The following is a 15,628-nucleotide window of genomic DNA, read 5'->3' as shown; positions in this document are numbered from 1 at the left end:
GCAGCTATTTTTTTCAGAGCATCACGTTTATCCATAAGCTTGCTTCACAGGAGGTAGTGGTCCACCAGCAGCGCCGCGAACAGCAGGCTCAGGTGGATCAGCGAGAAACGAAAGGTCTTGCGCGCCAGCGTGTCGGAGTAGTCGCGCCACAGCCGGAAGCCGTACAGGCAAAAGCCCGCGCTCAGCACCACGGCGGCTGCAAGGTAGATCCACGAACTCATACCGTACACGAAAGGCATGAGGCAGCCTGCGAACAGGATCAAGGTATAGAGAAACACCTGCAGGCGCGTGAACTCGTTGCCGTGGGTGACGGGCAGCATGGGCAGGCCGGACTTGCGATAGTCCTCCACGCGGTACAGCGCCAGAGCCCAGAAGTGCGGCGGCGTCCACAGGAAGATGATGAGGAACAGGATCAGTGCCTCGGGACCCACCTCGCCGGTCATCGCGGCCCAGCCCAGCACGGGCGGCATGGCGCCGCTGGCGCCGCCGATCACGATGTTCTGCGGCGTGAGCGGCTTGAGGATCACCGTGTAGATCACCGCATAGCCGACAAACGTGGCGAAGGTCAGCCACATGGTCAGCGGGTTGACCCACCAGTACAGCAGCGCCGAGCCCGCCGCGCACAGCAGCGCCGAGAACAGCAGCGTCTGCGTGTTGGACAGCTCGCCCTTGGCCGTGGGGCGCCAGGCCGTGCGCTTCATCTTGGCGTCGATGCCCTGCTCCACGATGCAGTTGAACGCCGCCGCCGCACCGGCCACGAGCCAGATGCCCGCGCTGGCCACGGCCATCAACGCCCACTGCGCGCCGCTGGGCATGCCCGGCACGGCCAGCACCATGCCGATGAAGGCGCAGAACACGATCAGCTGCACCACACGCGGCTTGGTCAGCGCGTAGAACTGGGACAGCCGCGACGGCAGAGCGCGCGGCGCTGCGGCGGCGGGGGCGGGAGCAGGAGCGGCACTCATGCGGAAACTCTCTTGACGGAATCGGCACCGGCGCGCGGCTGCGAAGCCGTGGCGCCGGCGGTGGCGCGGCTGGCCGTGAGCGCCCAGGTCAGCACCACCACCAACGCGGCAGCGCCGCCCGTGTGCAGCACGGCGGCCACCAGCGGCCAGTCCAGCACCACGTTGGACAGGCCGGTGACAAACTGCAGCAGCGCCAGGCCGGCGAGCCAGCGCGCCGGGTCGCGCAACACGCCCGCGCGGCGCAGGCGCCAGGCCAGCACCATCAGCGCCGCCAGCACCAGGTAGGCCGCGAGCCGGTGCACATAGTGGATGGCCGTGAGCCCGGCGAAGCTGATGTGGCTGCCGTCCTGCAGCAGGCCCAGCGCGCGCCAGACCTGAAAGCCCTCGGCAAACGCCATTTCGGGCCACCAGCTGCCCTGGCACTGCGGAAAGGTGGTGCAGGCCAGCACCGCGTAGTTGGTGCTGACCCAGCCCCCCAGCACGACCTGCAGCGCCACCAGCGCCGCCGTCACGCCCAGCAGCCAGCGCAGGCCGCGTGGCAGCGCCACGGGCACCACGCCCTGCGTCATCTGCGTCTGGCGCACGGCCTGCACGCACAGCAGCGCCAACAGCACCAGCCCGCCGATGAGGTGCAGCGTCACGATGGCGGGGAACAATTTCATGGTCACGGTGAGCGCGCCGAAAGCGCCCTGCAGGCACACCCACACCAGCGTGGCGGTGGGCCACCAGGGGCTCAGCGCAGGCGCCGCCCCTGCCAACTGAGGCAACTGTGCGGCTGCGCGGCGCTGGCGCCACGCGCCCACGGTGAGCGCGATGATCAGCACGCCCACGCCGGTGGCAAGGTAACGGTGGATCATCTCCACCCAGGCCTTGCCGTGGGTGACGGGGCCGGTGGGCATGGCTTCCTGTGCGGCGGAAATCTCCGCACGCGCGCCCACGGGGCTGGCGTTGCCGTAGCAGCCCGGCCAGTCAGGGCAGCCCAGGCCGGAGTCCGTCAGGCGCGTGAAGGCGCCGAACAGCACCAGGTCGAAGGTGAGGAACAGCGTGAGCACGGTGAGCGCCTGCAGACGCCGCACCGGCGTGTTGCCGCGCCCGCGCCACCACACCCAGGCCAGCGGGCCCAGGGCGATCACGATGCCCAGTGCCATCAGCTCCAGGGCCGGCGCCAGGTCGTACAGCGGCTGCATGTCCGTCACGGGGCCTCCTGCAAACGGCCCGGCTGGTCCCACGATGCCGAGGCGCGCAGCAGCCGGTCGAGGTCGCGCTTGGCCTTGGCCGCGCCAGCGCGGTCCAGCCGCGCGGGAAAGCGCATCATCCAGTGGCCCTGCGGGTCTACGACGTACAGGTGTTCTTCCAGCGTATGGCCGGGCGCGGGTTGCAGCCAGGTGGCCAAGGTGGCGGCATCCACGCGGCGCACGGTGGCGCCCTGCAGGCCGGGGGCGATCTCCGCCGGGGGCACGGCGCCGTCGGACACCAGCCAGACCCAGTCCATGCGCTCCTTCTCGCGGCCCATGGTTTCGCGCAACTGGCGCTGCAGGTACAGGTTGTTGCGGCAGCCGTCGTCGCAGGCGCCGGGTGCCACGCTCACCAGCAGCCACTGGCCACGCAGCTCGCCCAGCGTATGCGCCGTGCCGTCCAATGCGGTGGCTGCGGCCTGCGCGGGCAAGGCGCGCTGGGGTTCGATGAGCTCACCAAAGTTGCGCCGGCCCTCGGGACGCAGCACGTAATAGGTGAAGTACGAAGCGATCACGGGCGCCGCGCACACCAGCAACAGCCCCAGCATCTGCCAGCGGCCGCTGCGCGAGCGCTGCAGCGCCGCCATGGCATCGCCGGCCTGGGGCAGGCTGTGCACCGTGAGGCCCAGCGGCTGCTGGCCGCCGGTCTCAGGCACCACGCTGGCGGCCTGGGCGAAGGAAGCGTCGGACGAATTGGAACCAGACATAGAGGATTGCCACCAGGCCGCAAAGCCCGAACCATTGGAATGCGTAGCCGTAATGCTTGTCGACGCCGCTGTCGATGGGCGCCCAGTCGCGCTGCAGCCCGTCGCTGGCGGCGCCGTTCTGCACGACGGTCAGGGGCGCCAGCGCCAGGCCGGTCTCGGCCCCATAGGCGGCCAGGTCCAGATTCTGCCGGATGCGCGAAGACCCCTCGCCCTGGGCGGTGGGGGTGAACTCGTACAGCCGCGCCGGCGGGCCGGCGAGCCGCCCCTCCAACTGCACTGGTCCGGCAGGGGTGGTGATCTCCGGCAGGCGCGTGCGCTCCAGGAAGTTGCGCGGCGCCCAGCCGCGCTGTACCAGCACCACGCGCGGGCTGTCCGCCAGTTGCAGGGGCGTGAACACGAAAAAGCCCGGACGCCCGTACATCTGGCGGTTCTCCAGGAACACCGTGGCCTCGGGGAGCCACTGGCCGCGCAGCTCTGCGCGGCGGTGCAGCAGCGGCGCGGTGGCCTCCTGCGATGCCGACTGCAGCGCCTGTGCCAGTTCGGCACCCTGCAGCGGTGCGCGGGACTGGCGTTCGTCCATGGCCGCCTGCAGCGCGGTCTTCTGCGCGGCACGCGATAGCTGCCAGCGGCCCAGGGACGCGGTCACCACCATGGCGACCAGCGCCGCGAGGGTCACCAGCCAGAAGCGCAGGCCGAAGGGTTGTCGGGCAGGGTTCACCGGATAATGGGCCTCATGAAGATTCTGGTGGCATTGGCGTTTCTCGCCATCATCGCAAGCCTGGGCTCGGCGCTGTTTTTCATGATGCGCGGCAAGGGCGACGACCGGCAGCAGGGCAAGCGCATGGCCCGCGCGCTGGGGCTGCGCGTGGGGCTGTCCATCGTGCTGTTCCTGTGCCTGCTGCTGGCCTGGAAGCTGGGGTACATCCAGCCAACCGGGCTGCCCGCCGCAGTGCGCTGAGGCGCACGCCGATGGCCATCAAAAAAGTGAGCGCCTTGCGCTTGGTGCACAGGGCTTTCAATAGTATTTATATCCAAAGTGCTTATCTATCAAGCGCAGGCAGCTCCTGTTTTTGAAGCAACCACCTCCGCGTAAAAAAAGCGCCTTGCGGCGCTTTTTCCCGATCCGGAGACGGGATTACATCCAATACACCAGGATGTACAGGCCCAGCCAGACCACGTCCACGAAGTGCCAGTACCAGGCCGCGCCCTCGAAGCCGAAGTGGCGCTCGGCCGTGAAGTGGCCGCTGTGCAGGCGCAGCGTGATGAACAGCAGCATCAGCATGCCCACGAACACGTGGAAACCGTGGAAGCCCGTGAGCATGAAGAAGGTGGAGCCGAACACGCCCGAGGTGAGCTTGAGGTTCAGGTCGGTGTAGAGGTGGAAGTACTCGTAGCCCTGCACGCACAGGAACACGAAACCCAGCAGCACCGTGACCCACATGAAGCCGATCGTCTTGGCGCGCTGGCCTTCGCGCAGCGCGTGGTGGGCGATGGTGAGCGTAACGCCCGACGTCAGCAGCAGCGCGGTGTTGATGGTGGGCAGCCAGAATGGCCCCACGGTCTGGAACGGCTCCACGGTGTTGGCCGGCGAGGCGGTCGCCCCGGCCGCCAGGCTGGGCCAGACCGCCTTGAAGTCGGGCCACAGCAGCGCGTTGTCCAGGCTGCCCAGGGCCGGCACGGAATGCGCACGCGCCCACCACAGCGCGGTGAAGAAAGCACCGAAGAACATCACCTCCGAGAAGATGAACCAGCTCATGCTCCAGCGGTACGAGATGTCGATCTTGCGGCCATACAGCCCGCCCTCGCTCTCGCGCGCGGCATCGCGGAACCACTGGTACAGCACGAACAGCCACCACGCCAGGCCGAAGGCCAGCGAATACTTGCCCCAGTCATGGCCGTTGATCCACTGGCTCGCGCCGAGGAGGACAAAGAACAACCCCGCCGCCGCCAGCACGGGGTGGCGAGACTCCGCGGGGACGTAGTAGTAAGGCGTCGTGCCGTGGGTAGATGCACTCATTTCAGCTCCTCGTTCTCAAAGTTCTCGGTTGTCTCGTTGTTATCAGCGGCGACAGGCCTCAAGCAATCCAGTTCACCAGTCCGATCAGCAGCAGCACCAGCACAAACAGAGCGACCAATCCCACGAACACGATGTGCAGCGGCTGCAGCGTCTCCTGGTCGCGCTGGTACTGCTCCCCCTTGCGCAACCCGATCAGCGACCATGCCACGGCACGCAGGGTGCGCAACAGCGATCCCTTGCGTGGCGGACGCGGGGGCGTGGGGCTCATGAACCGGCCTCCGCGGAAGTCGCCGGCAGTGCGGCGGCCGTGGACTGGGGCGCGGCCGGTGTCTTGCCGCCGACTTCGAAGAAGGTGTAGGACAGCGTGATCGTGGTGACGTCCTTGGACAGGCGCGGGTCGATCACGAAGGCCACGGGCCATTCCTTCTTCTCGCCGGGCTCCAGGGTGTATTGGTTGAAGCAGAAGCACTCCAGCTTGGTGAAGTGGGCGGCCGCCTGGCGCGGCGCATAGCTGGGGATGGCCTGCGCGGCCATGCGGCGGTCCTGCACGTTCTGGAACTCATACATCACCGTGGCCAGCTCGCCCGGGTGCACCTGCACAGAGCGCTGCGCGGGCCGGAACTGCCACGGACCACGCGCGTTCGCATCGAACTCCACAGTGATGAGGCGGGTCTTGTCCACCTGGCTGTTGGCGGGCACCTGGGCGTTGCGGCCGGCCGTGCCGTTGCCGGGCACCTGCCGCTCCGACAGCGACAAGATGTTGATGCCCGTCATCTCGCAAATGTGCTTGTAGATCGGGATCAGCACGTAGCCGAAGGCGAACATGCCGACCGTCACCACGGCCAGCTTGCCCACCATCTTCAGGTTCTCGCTACGCGCACCCATGGTCCCGCCCTTTCGTCAATGCAGCCAGGCGATCTTCACCATGAATCCGATGAAGAACACCGCCGCCACCGACGCCAGGATCAGCGCCATGCGCAGGTTGGACTTTCTTTGCTCCGGCGTGGTCATGGCGATCTCCCGCAATGTCAGCCGATCACCCGCGTGGCCGTAGCGTCCAGCTTGGGCGGCACTTCAAAGGTGTGGAATGGCGCGGGCGACGGCACTTCCCATTCGAGGCCTTCAGCGGCTTCCCAGGGCTTTTGCGGCGCCTTCACGCCCCGCCCGCGCATGGCCGGCAGCACGACGAACAGGAAGAAGTACACCTGCATCAGTCCAAAGCCCAGTGCCCCGACGGACGCCAGCGCATTGAAGTCGGCAAACTGCATGGGGTAGTCGGCATAGCGGCGCGGCATGCCGGCCAACCCCAGAAAGTGCATGGGGAAGAAGGTGATGTTGAAGGTGATCAGCGAACCCCAGAAGTGGATCTTGCCGCGCGTCTCCGAGTACATGATGCCCGTCCACTTGGGGCTCCAGTAGTAGTAGGCCGAGAACATGGCGAACAACGAACCGGCCACCAGCACGTAGTGGAAGTGGGCCACCACGTAGTAGGTATCCTGCAGCTGGATATCGATCGGCGCCATGGCCAGGATCAGGCCCGTGAAGCCGCCGATGGTGAACACGAAGATGAAGCCCACGGCCCAGAGCATGGGCGTTTCGAAGGTCATGGAGCCGCGCCACATGGTCGCCGTCCAGTTGAAGATCTTCACGGCGGTGGGCACGGAGATCAGCATCGTGGCGTACATGAAGAACAGCTGGCCCGTGACTGGCATGCCCGTGGTGAACATGTGGTGCGCCCACACGATGAACGACAGGATCGCGATGGACGAGGTGGCGTACACCATGGAGGCGTAGCCGAACAGCTTCTTGCGGCTAAAGGCGGGCACGACCTGGCTGATGATGCCGAAGGCCGGCAAGATCATGATGTACACCTCGGGGTGGCCGAAGAACCAGAAGATGTGCTGGTACATCACCGGGTCGCCGCCGCCAGCCGGGTTGAAGAAGCTGGTGCCGAAGTGGCGGTCGGTCAGCGTCATGGTGATCGCGCCGGCCAGCACGGGCATCACGGCGATCAGCAGGTAGGCCGTGATCAGCCAGGTCCAGGCGAACATGGGCATCTTCATGAGCGTCATGCCCGGGGCGCGCATGTTCAGGATGGTCACGATGATGTTGATCGAGCCCATGATGGAACTGGCGCCCAGGATGTGCATGGCGAAGATACCCACGTCCATGGACGGCCCCATCTGCAGCGTCAGCGGCGCATACAGCGTCCAACCCGCGGCAGGCGCGCCACCGGGCATGAAGAACGACGACACCAGCATGATGGCCGCGGGGATCATCAGCCAGAAGCTGAAGTTGTTCATGCGTGCGAACGCCATGTCGGACGCGCCGATCTGCAGCGGGATCATCCAGTTCGCGAAACCCACGAAGGCCGGCATGATGGCGCCGAACACCATGATCAGCCCGTGCATGGTGGTGAGTTGGTTGAACAGCTCGGGGTTCACCACCTGCAGCCCGGGCTGGAACAGCTCGGCACGGATCAGCAGCGCGAGCACGCCGCCGATCATCAGCATGGTGAACGAGAACAGCAGGTACAGCGTCCCGATGTCCTTGTGGTTGGTGGCAAACACCCAACGGCGCCAGCCGGTGGGGCCGTGGTGGTGGTCACCGTGGTCGTGTGCGTGGCCGCCGGCGTGCCCGTGATTGTCCAGAACTGCGCTCATGTTCGATTCCTCAATGCGTTGGGCGTTGCGGTTCACTTGCCGCGCTGGGCCACGATTTCAGACGGCTGCACCAGCTGACCCGTCTTGTTGGACCAGGCGTTCTTGGTGTAGGTCACCACGGCGGCCAGATCGGTGTCGCTGAGCTGCGCCCAGGCGGGCATGGCGCCGTTGGCAGCGCCCTTGAGCACCACCTGGATCTGCTTGGCGTGGTCGGCGTCTGTGACGATGGCCGAACCGTCCAGCGGCTTGATGGGGCCGGCCCCCTTGCCGTTGGCCTGGTGACAGGCGGCGCAGTTGGCGGCGTAGACCTTCTCGCCGCGCGGCAGCAGCGCGTCCAGCGTCCAGACCTTGCTGGGGTCGTCCAGCTTGGCGGCGGCCTTCTTTTTCTCGCCATCCACCCACTGCGTGTATTCCTGTGCGGACACTACCTTGACGTGGATCGGCATGTAGGCGTGCTCCTTGCCGCACAACTCGGCGCACTGGCCGTAGTAGTCGCCCACCTTTTCCGCGCGGAACCACGTGTCGCGCACGAAGCCGGGGATCGCGTCCTGCTTGATGCCGAACGCCGGCACCATGAAGGCGTGGATCACGTCGTTGGCCGTGGTGATCACGCGCACCTTCTTGCCCACCGGCACCACCAGGGGTGCGTCCACCTTCAGCAGGTAGTCGGCTGGTGCATTGGCCACGTTGCCACTGTCGGACATCCGGCGATGGCTGCTGTCCAGCGTGGAGATGAAAGACAGGCCCTCGCCCTCGCCCGACAGATAGTCGTAGCCCCACTTCCACTGGTAGCCGGTCACCTTCACCGTGAGGTCGGCATTGGTCGTGTCCTTTTGCGCCACCAGCACCTTGGTGGCCGGCAGGGCCATGAGGACCACGATGATGAAGGGGATCACCGTCCAGACCACCTCGACGGTGACGGACTCGTGGAAATTGGCGGCCTGGGCGCCGCGCGACTTGCGGTGCTTCCAGATCGAATAGAACATCACCGAGAACACGCCGACGAAGATCACCGTGCAGATGATGAGCATCATCCAATGCAGGAAGTGCTGCTCCTCGGCGATCTTGGTCACGGGGGGGTGCAAGTTCAGCTGGTTCACCGCAGGGCCGCCGGGCAGGCTCTGAACCGCATGGGCCGCCATGCCCACCCATGCTCCGGCCATCAGCAGCCCAGAAGCCAGCTTGTTGGAAATGCTCTTCATAGTTCTCACTTACTTCTAAGCTCCAATTGACCAATCCCTCGGTGCGCGCCTGCGTGGGGTCAAGCGGCGCACAAAGCCATGCGGGCATGCCGTGCACCCGCTTTCACCAATCAGTCCAGACCGCTTTCCTGGCAGCCTGTTGTCTCCGCAGTCCAACACGGACTCTCTTGATCGCATTCAGCATGCCCAGCACGGGACATGGCTGCAATACACGTTAGTCCCGAGAGAACACTGCCAAGAAGTGACGCAGAAAGGAGGCCTGAGAGCGCCGCGTGGCGCCATCAGAACTCCAGAAGACGCGACGCCGGCCGCGGGCGACCACCCGATGCAGGCGCGCCAAGAGAGTTCCGAATCTGCAATCTTAAAGAATTGTAGCCTGCATTGATTGAGGTCATTGACAGCGCAAATTGCGCTGCAGCCCCCTCAGCGCGGCAGCGTGCGTCCTGCGTGGAGCATGGCGCGCATGTCCTGCAGCGACACCGCGCTGCTGCCCTCCACGCGCACGCGGGGCGCGGGCTTGAAGGCATGGCCGTAGACGACCTCGAAGGTCAATGCAAGCTGCCCCTCATGGCGAGGATCGGCCAGCCGCTGGGCCAGCGCCTCTTCCAGTCGCTGGCGCCAGTGGCGCCCGCGCAACGCGGGAAAGCGCTGCGGATGCAGGTTGCGCCCCAGGCCGCGCAGCTCCTGCAGCAGCCGCTCGGGCGTGGCAAAGGTGAGCGTGATGCGTTCCATGTCCATGACAGGCTCGGCAAACCCCGCATGCACCAGCATGTCGCCCCAGTCGTGCATGTCGGTCATGGCGTGGCCGGCGGCGGGCCAGCCCAGCTCGGCATACAGCGCGTGCAGCTCGCGCAGCGTGTCAGGGCCCAGGCACGAGAACATCAGATAACCGTCCACCGCCAGTGCCCGATGCCACTGGGTGATCAGCGCCTGCGGGTCCGCCGCCATGTGCAGGGCCATGTTGGACCACAGCATCTGCACGCTGCCCTCGGGCGGCACCCCGAAGCGCGGCGCCGCCGCGGACCAGCGCGCGGGGCTCCACCAGGGCTTTGCGAAGCGCACGCGCGCCAGCGCCTCCCCCGCGGGTGATGAAGTCTCGGTGATATGGCTGGTGGCTTGTTCGAAATGCTGCCCCACCAGGCCATGGCCCTGCACGCCGCCGCGCAGCGGATCCCAGTCGCACCAGGCCTGCGGCGCCTGCACGATCCACTGCAGCCGCTCCTGCATGCGCTGCGCCACCTCTTCGTGCAACCAGGGCGAGACCTCGGGCACCATGGCATGCCAGCGTGCAGCGGCGACCGGGTCGATGGTGGGCGGAAGGTGTTCGGACATGGCGGGCCGCAAATGGCCGCGAGTATATTGAGCCCATGCTGTTCACGCATCTGGCCACGCACCTGGCAGGGATATCGCGCGGCCTGGCCCGCATGGGCGCGGCAGTGCCCAGCCGCTGCGCGGTCTGCCGTGCCTGGCCCGCACGCCCCGTGTGCGACGCCTGCCGCATGCAGTTTGCTCCGCCGCTCCCGCGCTGCGCCACCTGCGCGCGGTTGCTGCCCCACGGCGTCGCGCAGTGCGGCGACTGCCTGCGCCACCCACCGCCGCTGGATGCCTGCGTGGCCGCAGTGAGCTACGCCTTTCCTTGGGCCGACCTGCTGGCCCAGTTCAAGTTCCATGCGGAGCCCGGCTGGGCCGGCGCCCTGGCGCAACTGATGGCGCGTGCCCCAGGCGCGCAGGCAGCGCTGGCCCAGGCCGACCTGGTGTTGCCCGTGCCGCTGTCACCCGAGCGATTGCGCCAGCGCGGCTACAACCAGGCCCTGCTGCTGGCGCGCGCGCTGGGCCATCCACAGGTGCACGCGCGGATGCTGCTGCGCGTGCGCGATACCGAGGCGCAGAGCCACCTGGCGCGTGCCGAACGGCTGCGCAACCTGCGCGGCGCCTTCGTGCCCGACCCGCTGCGGGCCGCGCAACTGGCCGGCAAGCGGGTGCTGCTGGTGGACGACGTGATGACCACCGGCGCCACGCTGCATGCGGCCGCAGCGCCCCTGCGCGATGCGGGTGCGCTGCAGGTCTGCGCGCTGGTGCTGGCCCGCACGCCGTGACGCGCGGGCATGGCCGCCGGTATACGATTCATTACCATCTGCCGCCTCATCCGTCAGCCCGCCACCCGCGGGCCGCCGACAATAGCCACCATGTTTCACATCGTCCTCGTCGAGCCTGAGATTCCGCCCAACACCGGCAACGTGATCCGCCTGGCCGCCAATACCGGCTGCATGCTGCATCTGGTGGAACCGCTGGGCTTCTCCATGGAAGACCCTCTCATGCGCCGCGCGGGACTGGACTACCACGAGTACGCCGAGGTGCGCCGCCACCCGGGCTGGACGGCCCTGCTGCGCGACATGCAGCCCGACCTGTCGCGCATGTTCGCGCTGACCACCCATGGCACGCAGTCGGTGTACGACACGGGCTTCCTGCCGGGCGACTGGTTCGTGTTCGGCGCCGAATCGCGCGGCCTGCCGCCGGAACTGCGCGAGACGTTCCCGCCCGCGCAGCGCCTGCGCCTGCCGATGCTGCCCAACCAGCGCAGCCTGAATCTGTCCAACGCCGTGGCCGTGACGGTCTACGAGGCGTGGCGGCAAAACAGCTTTCTCATTCCGCCCACGCAGACCCAGCCTGCCTGAACCGGACCGGCAGGCCCCCGGCGCAGCCCCGTCAGGCGGGTGCGCCGTAGCTGCGTACCAGCGCCTCGGCCACGCACACGGGCTTGTCGCCGCCCTCGCGCTCCAGGGTCACCTCCCAGGTCATCTGCATGCCGTCGGGCGCGACGGGCTCGGCCGCTGCCAGCACCATGTGCGCGCGCAGCCGGCTGCCCACGGGCACGGGAGCGGGGAAGCGCACCCGGTTGAGCCCGTAGTTCACGCCCATGCGCGCGCCGGTGATGGCAAACGATGCCTCCATGAAGCGCGGCAGCAGCGACAGTGTCAGAAAGCCGTGCGCGATGGTGGTGCCGAACGGCCCCTGCGCTGCGCGCTGCGGGTCCACATGGATCCACTGGTGGTCGCCCGTGGCGTCGGCAAACCGGTCGATCTGCGCCTGGGTGACTTCCACCCAGTCGGTGACGGCCACTTCCTGCCCGACACAGGAGGCCACTTCGGAATAGCTGCGGAAGGTTTTCATGCGGCCACTGTAGCGGCCTGCGCGCGCGGGCGCCTGTCGGCACCGCGACAGCCCTGGCGCTGGAACTCGGCCAGCGCGCGCGTCAGGCGCCGTCCAGCCAGGCGCAGATGCCCTGCCACTGCTCCAGATCGCGCGCCACGCGGCCGGGCGACAGATCGAACAGCGACAGGCCGTGCGCCGCCAGGTGGATGTAGTTCTGCGTGTCGCGCAGGTAGCCCAGCACCGGCAGGCCCAGGCTGTCCACGAAGGCATGCAGCTTGTCCGCCGCGATGGTGCGCGCGTCCACGCGCATGCCCACGATGCCGATCGGCACGCCCGCGCTGCGACGGTGCGCTGCCAGCTCGTCCAGAAACTGGCGCGTGGCGAAGATGTCGAACACGCTGGGCTGCAGCGGCACGATGATACGGTCGGCCAGCTTGAGCATGTCCTTCAACCGCCAGCCGTGCAGGCCCGCGGGCGTGTCGAGCACGGCGTGGGTGGCGTGCTTGGGCGGCTTGTCGAAGCGATCGGGCTCAATGTCCCACGCGCCGATGGGGCGCGCCGCGGCCGGGCGTTGCTGCAGCCACAGCCGCGCGGACTGCTGGCGGTCCACATCGCCCAGTACCACCGCATGCCCGCGGCTGGCGTAGTAGCCTGCGATGTTGGTGGCCAGCGTGGACTTGCCCACGCCGCCCTTGGGATTTGCAACTGCGACCACGGTCATGCCTGCCTCCTGTGTTCCGTACCCGCGCGGGGCCAGCCCGCATCGTAGTGCCGGCGGTCGCGGCCGCTGGCTCCACATAAGCAAAAACAGGCCTTAGCGCCCGTCCGTCAAGCGCTAATAGCTATTATAAAAATAGCAAACCAGCGACTACCCGTGCTGTGTGCCGCGCTTGACGAAAAACAGCCCTGCGCCCACCAGCATCAGCAGGCCGCCAAACACGCGGTTCTGCGTGCGCATGGCGCGTCCGCTGCGCATCAGCGTGCGCAGCGCGCTGGCGCTGGCGGCGTAGCCGTTCATCACGATCAGGTCCACCGAGAGCATGGTGACGGCCATCACCAGCAGCTGGCTCCACAGCGGGCGCGTGTCGGTCATGAACTGCGGCAGCACGGCCACCATGAAGATGATGCCCTTGGGGTTGGTGGCATTGGTCAGCAGGCCGGTGAGCACGCGGCGGCGCCAGCTCGCGGGCTGCGCCTGCAGGTCGCCCTGCAGCGTGCCGGCGGCGCCCGCGCGCCACTGCATGAAGCCCAGGTAGATCAGGTAGCACGCACCCAGCACCTTGACGATGCTGAAGGCCAGTTCCGACGCCACCAGCAGCGAGCCCACGCCGGCGCCGGCCACCACCAGGATCAGCAGCAGGCCTAGCTCCAGCCCCAGGATCGTGGCGCCCGCCTTGCGCACGCCGTAGGACAGCCCGTGGCTCATGGACAGCACGGCGCCCGAGCCCGGCGAGATGGCGATCACCCACGACGCCGCAAAAAAAGCCATCCAGGTATGCCAGTCCATGTCGTGGTCCGTTGGGAAATGAGGGGGAAGGAATGCGGCGATTCTATCGGCCGACGCAGCCGGCACGCTGCGCGGCGGTCCTCTGGCGTCCGGCATGAAAACGCGGTCTAGCGCTTCTCCATCCAGCGCTAACAGCTATCAAAACAAGAGCATCCACGGCACCCTGCCCGCCCGGCGGCCCCCCGCGCCTGCGCCGCCCGCGGGCCGGGTGCACAATTTCTGCCCGCGCCCGAGTGCGGCGCACACACTTCCCCGCATCACTTTCGCGCCCTCTTCCTGCACACCATGGCCCAAGCCCCCGTCTGGCTCACCTACGGATTCACCTATCTCGCCGCGGCCGTGATCGCCGTCCCCATCGCCCGCGCGCTGGGGCTGGGCGCCATTATCGGCTACCTGGCCGCGGGCATCGCCATCGGCCCCTGGGGCCTGGCGCTGGTGAGCAATGTGCAGGACATCCTGCATTTCGCGGAGTTCGGCGTGGTGCTGATGCTGTTTCTGGTGGGGCTGGAGCTGCAACCCAGCCGCCTGTGGAGCCTGCGCCGCCCCATCTTCGGCCTGGGCACGGCCCAGATGGTGGGCTGCGCTGCACTGCTGTGGGCCGCGGCCTGGGCGTTCGGGCTGCCATGGCGCGTGGGGCTGGTGGGTGCGCTGGGGCTGGCGCTGTCGTCCACCGCCATCGCGCTGCAGGTGATCCACGAGCGCAACCTGATGCGCACGGACAGCGGGCAGAAGGCCTTCTCGATCCTGCTGTTCCAGGACGTGGCGGCGATCCCCATCCTGGCGCTGCTGCCGCTGCTGGGCGTGGCCGCGCGCGCGGCCGAGCTGGACCATCCGCACGAAGTGCAGGAGCTGCTGCTGGAGGCGGCCAAGATCCTGGGCGTGGTGGGCGCCATCGTGCTCGGCGGGCGGCTCGCGCTGCGCCCGCTGCTGCGCTGGATCGCCAAGAGCAAGACGCCCGAGATCTTCACCGCCACCTCGCTGTTCCTGGTGGTGGGCATCGCCATGCTGATGCTGTCGGTGGGCCTGTCGATGGCGCTGGGCGCGTTCCTTGCCGGCGTGCTGCTGGCCGACAGCGAGTTCCGCCGCGAGCTGGAGACCGACATCGAGCCCTTCAAGGGACTGCTGCTCGGCCTGTTCTTCATCGCGGTGGGCATGAGCATCGACTTCGGCGTGATCCTGCGCACGCCCTGGGGCATGCTGGCGCTGCTGCTGGGCTTCCTGGGCATCAAGGCACTGGTGATCTGGACGCTGGCGCGCGTGACCGCCATGCCCTACCAGGAGCGGCCGGTGTTCACGCTGCTGCTGGCGCAGGGCGGCGAGTTCGCCTTCGTGGTGTTCCAGGCCGGCGCGGGCTTTCGCGCGATTCCGGCCGAGATGGCGTCGCTGCTGATCGGCGCGGTAGCCTTGTCCATGCTGATCAGCCCGCTGCTGCTGGTGTTGCTGGACCGGGTGCTGCTCAAGCGCTTTGCCACGCTGAAGACCGCCCCGCAGGCGCAGGAGATCTCCGAGCCGCAGTCGGCCCCGGTGATCATTGCCGGCTTCGGGCGCTATGGGCAGATCGTGGCGCGCATGATGCTGGCGCAGGGCGTGCCCGCCACGGTGCTGGACCACAGCGTGGAGATGCTGGAGGTGGCCCACACCTTTGGCTACCGCGTGTTCTATGGCGACGCCACGCGCGTGAACCTGCTGCGCATGGCCGGCGCCGAGCATGCGCGCATCCTGGTGGTGGCGGTGGACGCGCCGGAGCAGTCGCTCAAGATCGTGCAACTGGCGAAGAAGCACTTTCCTCAGTTGCAGATCGTGGCGCGCGCGCGCGACGTGACGCACTGGCACGCGCTGCGCGATCTGGGCGTGGAGCATGTGGAACGCGAGGTGTTCGAGTCCAGCCTACGCACCGCACGCACCGTGCTGGAGCTCAACGGCCTGTCGCCGCAAGAGGCCGACACCTTGGCCGAGCGCTTCCGCGCGCACAACATGGCGCTGTCCAACCGCATGTACGAGCACCACAACGACCGCGAGGCCATGATCGCCGTCGCCAAGCAGGGCCGCGCCCAGCTGGTGGAGCAGATGGCCAAGGAGCGCCAGGAACGCATGGCCGCGGCGGAGGCTGGCGCCGGCCTGCCGCCCGATGTGCCCCAGGCACCCAAGGCTCCATAACAAAAGAGCCTGTAGCGCCCGC

General features: G+C 67.5%; 18 protein-coding genes. 4 read left to right on the top strand and 14 right to left on the bottom strand.

Annotated features, from left to right (window positions below):
- Window positions 1–44 precede the first annotated feature (44 nt).
- From cyoE to AC1PPL_RS17540, 4 genes are read right to left on the bottom strand one after another with little or no spacing between them, the layout of a single operon-like run.
- A complete protein-coding gene (gene cyoE / locus AC1PPL_RS17555) occupies window positions 45–965 on the bottom strand; it encodes a heme o synthase (protein WP_011806625.1) in 921 nt (306 codons plus the stop codon).
- Window positions 962–2,161: a COX15/CtaA family protein gene (locus tag AC1PPL_RS17550; RefSeq protein WP_479973794.1), complete on the bottom strand. Its 1,200-nt coding sequence runs from the start codon at window positions 2,159–2,161 to the stop codon at window positions 962–964. The genes cyoE and AC1PPL_RS17550 overlap by 4 nt, the downstream gene beginning before the upstream one ends.
- Window positions 2,158–2,907: a thioredoxin domain-containing protein gene (locus AC1PPL_RS17545; protein WP_011806627.1), complete on the bottom strand. Its 750-nt coding sequence runs from the start codon at window positions 2,905–2,907 to the stop codon at window positions 2,158–2,160. The genes AC1PPL_RS17550 and AC1PPL_RS17545 overlap by 4 nt, the downstream gene beginning before the upstream one ends.
- Complete coding sequence (locus AC1PPL_RS17540; protein WP_479973793.1) at window positions 2,849–3,625, bottom strand: SURF1 family protein; 777 nt, start codon at window positions 3,623–3,625, stop codon at window positions 2,849–2,851. The genes AC1PPL_RS17545 and AC1PPL_RS17540 overlap by 59 nt, the downstream gene beginning before the upstream one ends.
- Window positions 3,626–3,640: 15 nt before the next feature.
- On the opposite strand from AC1PPL_RS17540, the gene AC1PPL_RS17535 reads away from it, so the two are divergent.
- On the top strand, window positions 3,641–3,865 hold the full coding sequence (locus AC1PPL_RS17535) for a twin transmembrane helix small protein (protein WP_015914161.1): 225 nt from the start codon (window positions 3,641–3,643) through the stop codon (window positions 3,863–3,865).
- A gap of 177 nt (window positions 3,866–4,042) precedes the next feature.
- On the opposite strand, the gene AC1PPL_RS17530 is transcribed toward AC1PPL_RS17535, so the two are convergent.
- The 7 genes from AC1PPL_RS17530 to AC1PPL_RS17500 form a co-directional block, all read right to left on the bottom strand.
- Entirely contained in the window at window positions 4,043–4,924 is an 882-nt protein-coding gene (locus AC1PPL_RS17530; protein ID WP_015914162.1) for a cytochrome c oxidase subunit 3, read from the bottom strand.
- Between the two features lie 58 nt (window positions 4,925–4,982).
- Entirely contained in the window at window positions 4,983–5,192 is a 210-nt protein-coding gene (locus AC1PPL_RS17525) for a DUF2970 domain-containing protein (RefSeq protein ID WP_011806631.1), read from the bottom strand.
- The gene (locus AC1PPL_RS17520; protein WP_088888409.1) at window positions 5,189–5,809 is read right to left on the bottom strand and encodes a cytochrome c oxidase assembly protein; all 621 of its coding nucleotides are present in this window, start codon (window positions 5,807–5,809) and stop codon (window positions 5,189–5,191) included. Before AC1PPL_RS17520 ends, AC1PPL_RS17525 begins: the two co-directional genes overlap by 4 nt.
- Window positions 5,810–5,824: 15 nt before the next feature.
- Window positions 5,825–5,935, bottom strand: coding sequence for a cytochrome oxidase small assembly protein (locus AC1PPL_RS17515; protein ID WP_015914163.1), 111 nt, complete (start codon window positions 5,933–5,935; stop codon window positions 5,825–5,827).
- Window positions 5,936–5,952: 17 nt separating this feature from the next.
- Window positions 5,953–7,587 (bottom strand): cytochrome c oxidase subunit I, encoded by a 1,635-nt coding sequence (gene ctaD, locus AC1PPL_RS17510; protein ID WP_015914164.1) that lies wholly within the window; start codon window positions 7,585–7,587, stop codon window positions 5,953–5,955.
- A 32-nt stretch (window positions 7,588–7,619) separates the two neighbouring features.
- Entirely contained in the window at window positions 7,620–8,789 is a 1,170-nt protein-coding gene (coxB, locus tag AC1PPL_RS17505; protein WP_479973792.1) for a cytochrome c oxidase subunit II, read from the bottom strand.
- Between the two features lie 423 nt (window positions 8,790–9,212).
- Window positions 9,213–10,121 (bottom strand): class I SAM-dependent methyltransferase, encoded by a 909-nt coding sequence (locus AC1PPL_RS17500; RefSeq protein WP_135149425.1) that lies wholly within the window; start codon window positions 10,119–10,121, stop codon window positions 9,213–9,215.
- A gap of 35 nt (window positions 10,122–10,156) precedes the next feature.
- On the opposite strand from AC1PPL_RS17500, the gene AC1PPL_RS17495 reads away from it, so the two are divergent.
- Both AC1PPL_RS17495 and AC1PPL_RS17490 read left to right on the top strand, forming a co-directional pair.
- A complete protein-coding gene (locus tag AC1PPL_RS17495; protein ID WP_479973791.1) occupies window positions 10,157–10,885 on the top strand; it encodes a phosphoribosyltransferase family protein in 729 nt (242 codons plus the stop codon).
- A gap of 90 nt (window positions 10,886–10,975) precedes the next feature.
- Window positions 10,976–11,464 (top strand): tRNA (cytidine(34)-2'-O)-methyltransferase, encoded by a 489-nt coding sequence (locus tag AC1PPL_RS17490; protein WP_196995029.1) that lies wholly within the window; start codon window positions 10,976–10,978, stop codon window positions 11,462–11,464.
- Window positions 11,465–11,495: 31 nt separating this feature from the next.
- Here the strand turns inward: AC1PPL_RS17490 and AC1PPL_RS17485 are convergent, their stop codons facing one another.
- From AC1PPL_RS17485 to AC1PPL_RS17475, 3 genes are all read right to left on the bottom strand, one after another.
- A complete protein-coding gene (locus AC1PPL_RS17485) occupies window positions 11,496–11,960 on the bottom strand; it encodes a MaoC family dehydratase (RefSeq protein ID WP_011806640.1) in 465 nt (154 codons plus the stop codon).
- Between the two features lie 82 nt (window positions 11,961–12,042).
- Window positions 12,043–12,663, bottom strand: a complete 621-nt coding sequence (locus tag AC1PPL_RS17480) for a ParA family protein (protein WP_287952054.1) — start codon at window positions 12,661–12,663, stop codon at window positions 12,043–12,045.
- 147 nt (window positions 12,664–12,810) lie between these two features.
- Window positions 12,811–13,449 (bottom strand): LysE family transporter, encoded by a 639-nt coding sequence (locus tag AC1PPL_RS17475; protein WP_011806642.1) that lies wholly within the window; start codon window positions 13,447–13,449, stop codon window positions 12,811–12,813.
- A gap of 285 nt (window positions 13,450–13,734) precedes the next feature.
- Between AC1PPL_RS17475 and kefC the strand changes: the two genes are divergently transcribed.
- The gene (gene kefC / locus AC1PPL_RS17470) at window positions 13,735–15,606 is read left to right on the top strand and encodes a glutathione-regulated potassium-efflux system protein KefC (RefSeq protein WP_287805914.1); all 1,872 of its coding nucleotides are present in this window, start codon (window positions 13,735–13,737) and stop codon (window positions 15,604–15,606) included.
- The last annotated feature ends 22 nt before the right edge of the window (window positions 15,607–15,628 follow it).

It is taken from the genome of Diaphorobacter sp. B2A2W2, from assembly GCF_056730635.1.
This window is presented reverse-complemented; position numbering and strand designations above follow the sequence as displayed.

Excerpts from the sequence above, each read along its gene's own strand:
- cyoE (WP_011806625.1), bottom strand. The coding sequence starts at position 965 with ATGAGTGCCGCTCCTGCTCCCGCCCCCGCCGCCGCAGCGCCGCGCGCT.
- AC1PPL_RS17545 (WP_011806627.1), bottom strand. The coding sequence starts at position 2,907 with ATGTCTGGTTCCAATTCGTCCGACGCTTCCTTCGCCCAGGCCGCCAGC.
- AC1PPL_RS17535 (WP_015914161.1), top strand. The coding sequence starts at position 3,641 with ATGAAGATTCTGGTGGCATTGGCGTTTCTCGCCATCATCGCAAGCCTG.
- AC1PPL_RS17530 (WP_015914162.1), bottom strand. The coding sequence starts at position 4,924 with ATGAGTGCATCTACCCACGGCACGACGCCTTACTACTACGTCCCCGCG.
- AC1PPL_RS17525 (WP_011806631.1), bottom strand. The coding sequence starts at position 5,192 with ATGAGCCCCACGCCCCCGCGTCCGCCACGCAAGGGATCGCTGTTGCGC.
- AC1PPL_RS17520 (WP_088888409.1), bottom strand. The coding sequence starts at position 5,809 with ATGGGTGCGCGTAGCGAGAACCTGAAGATGGTGGGCAAGCTGGCCGTG.
- AC1PPL_RS17515 (WP_015914163.1), bottom strand. The coding sequence starts at position 5,935 with ATGACCACGCCGGAGCAAAGAAAGTCCAACCTGCGCATGGCGCTGATC.
- ctaD (WP_015914164.1), bottom strand. The coding sequence starts at position 7,587 with ATGAGCGCAGTTCTGGACAATCACGGGCACGCCGGCGGCCACGCACAC.
- coxB (WP_479973792.1), bottom strand. The coding sequence starts at position 8,789 with ATGAAGAGCATTTCCAACAAGCTGGCTTCTGGGCTGCTGATGGCCGGA.
- AC1PPL_RS17500 (WP_135149425.1), bottom strand. The coding sequence starts at position 10,121 with ATGTCCGAACACCTTCCGCCCACCATCGACCCGGTCGCCGCTGCACGC.
- AC1PPL_RS17495 (WP_479973791.1), top strand. The coding sequence starts at position 10,157 with ATGCTGTTCACGCATCTGGCCACGCACCTGGCAGGGATATCGCGCGGC.
- AC1PPL_RS17490 (WP_196995029.1), top strand. The coding sequence starts at position 10,976 with ATGTTTCACATCGTCCTCGTCGAGCCTGAGATTCCGCCCAACACCGGC.
- AC1PPL_RS17485 (WP_011806640.1), bottom strand. The coding sequence starts at position 11,960 with ATGAAAACCTTCCGCAGCTATTCCGAAGTGGCCTCCTGTGTCGGGCAG.
- AC1PPL_RS17480 (WP_287952054.1), bottom strand. The coding sequence starts at position 12,663 with ATGACCGTGGTCGCAGTTGCAAATCCCAAGGGCGGCGTGGGCAAGTCC.
- AC1PPL_RS17475 (WP_011806642.1), bottom strand. The coding sequence starts at position 13,449 with ATGGACTGGCATACCTGGATGGCTTTTTTTGCGGCGTCGTGGGTGATC.
- kefC (WP_287805914.1), top strand. The coding sequence starts at position 13,735 with ATGGCCCAAGCCCCCGTCTGGCTCACCTACGGATTCACCTATCTCGCC.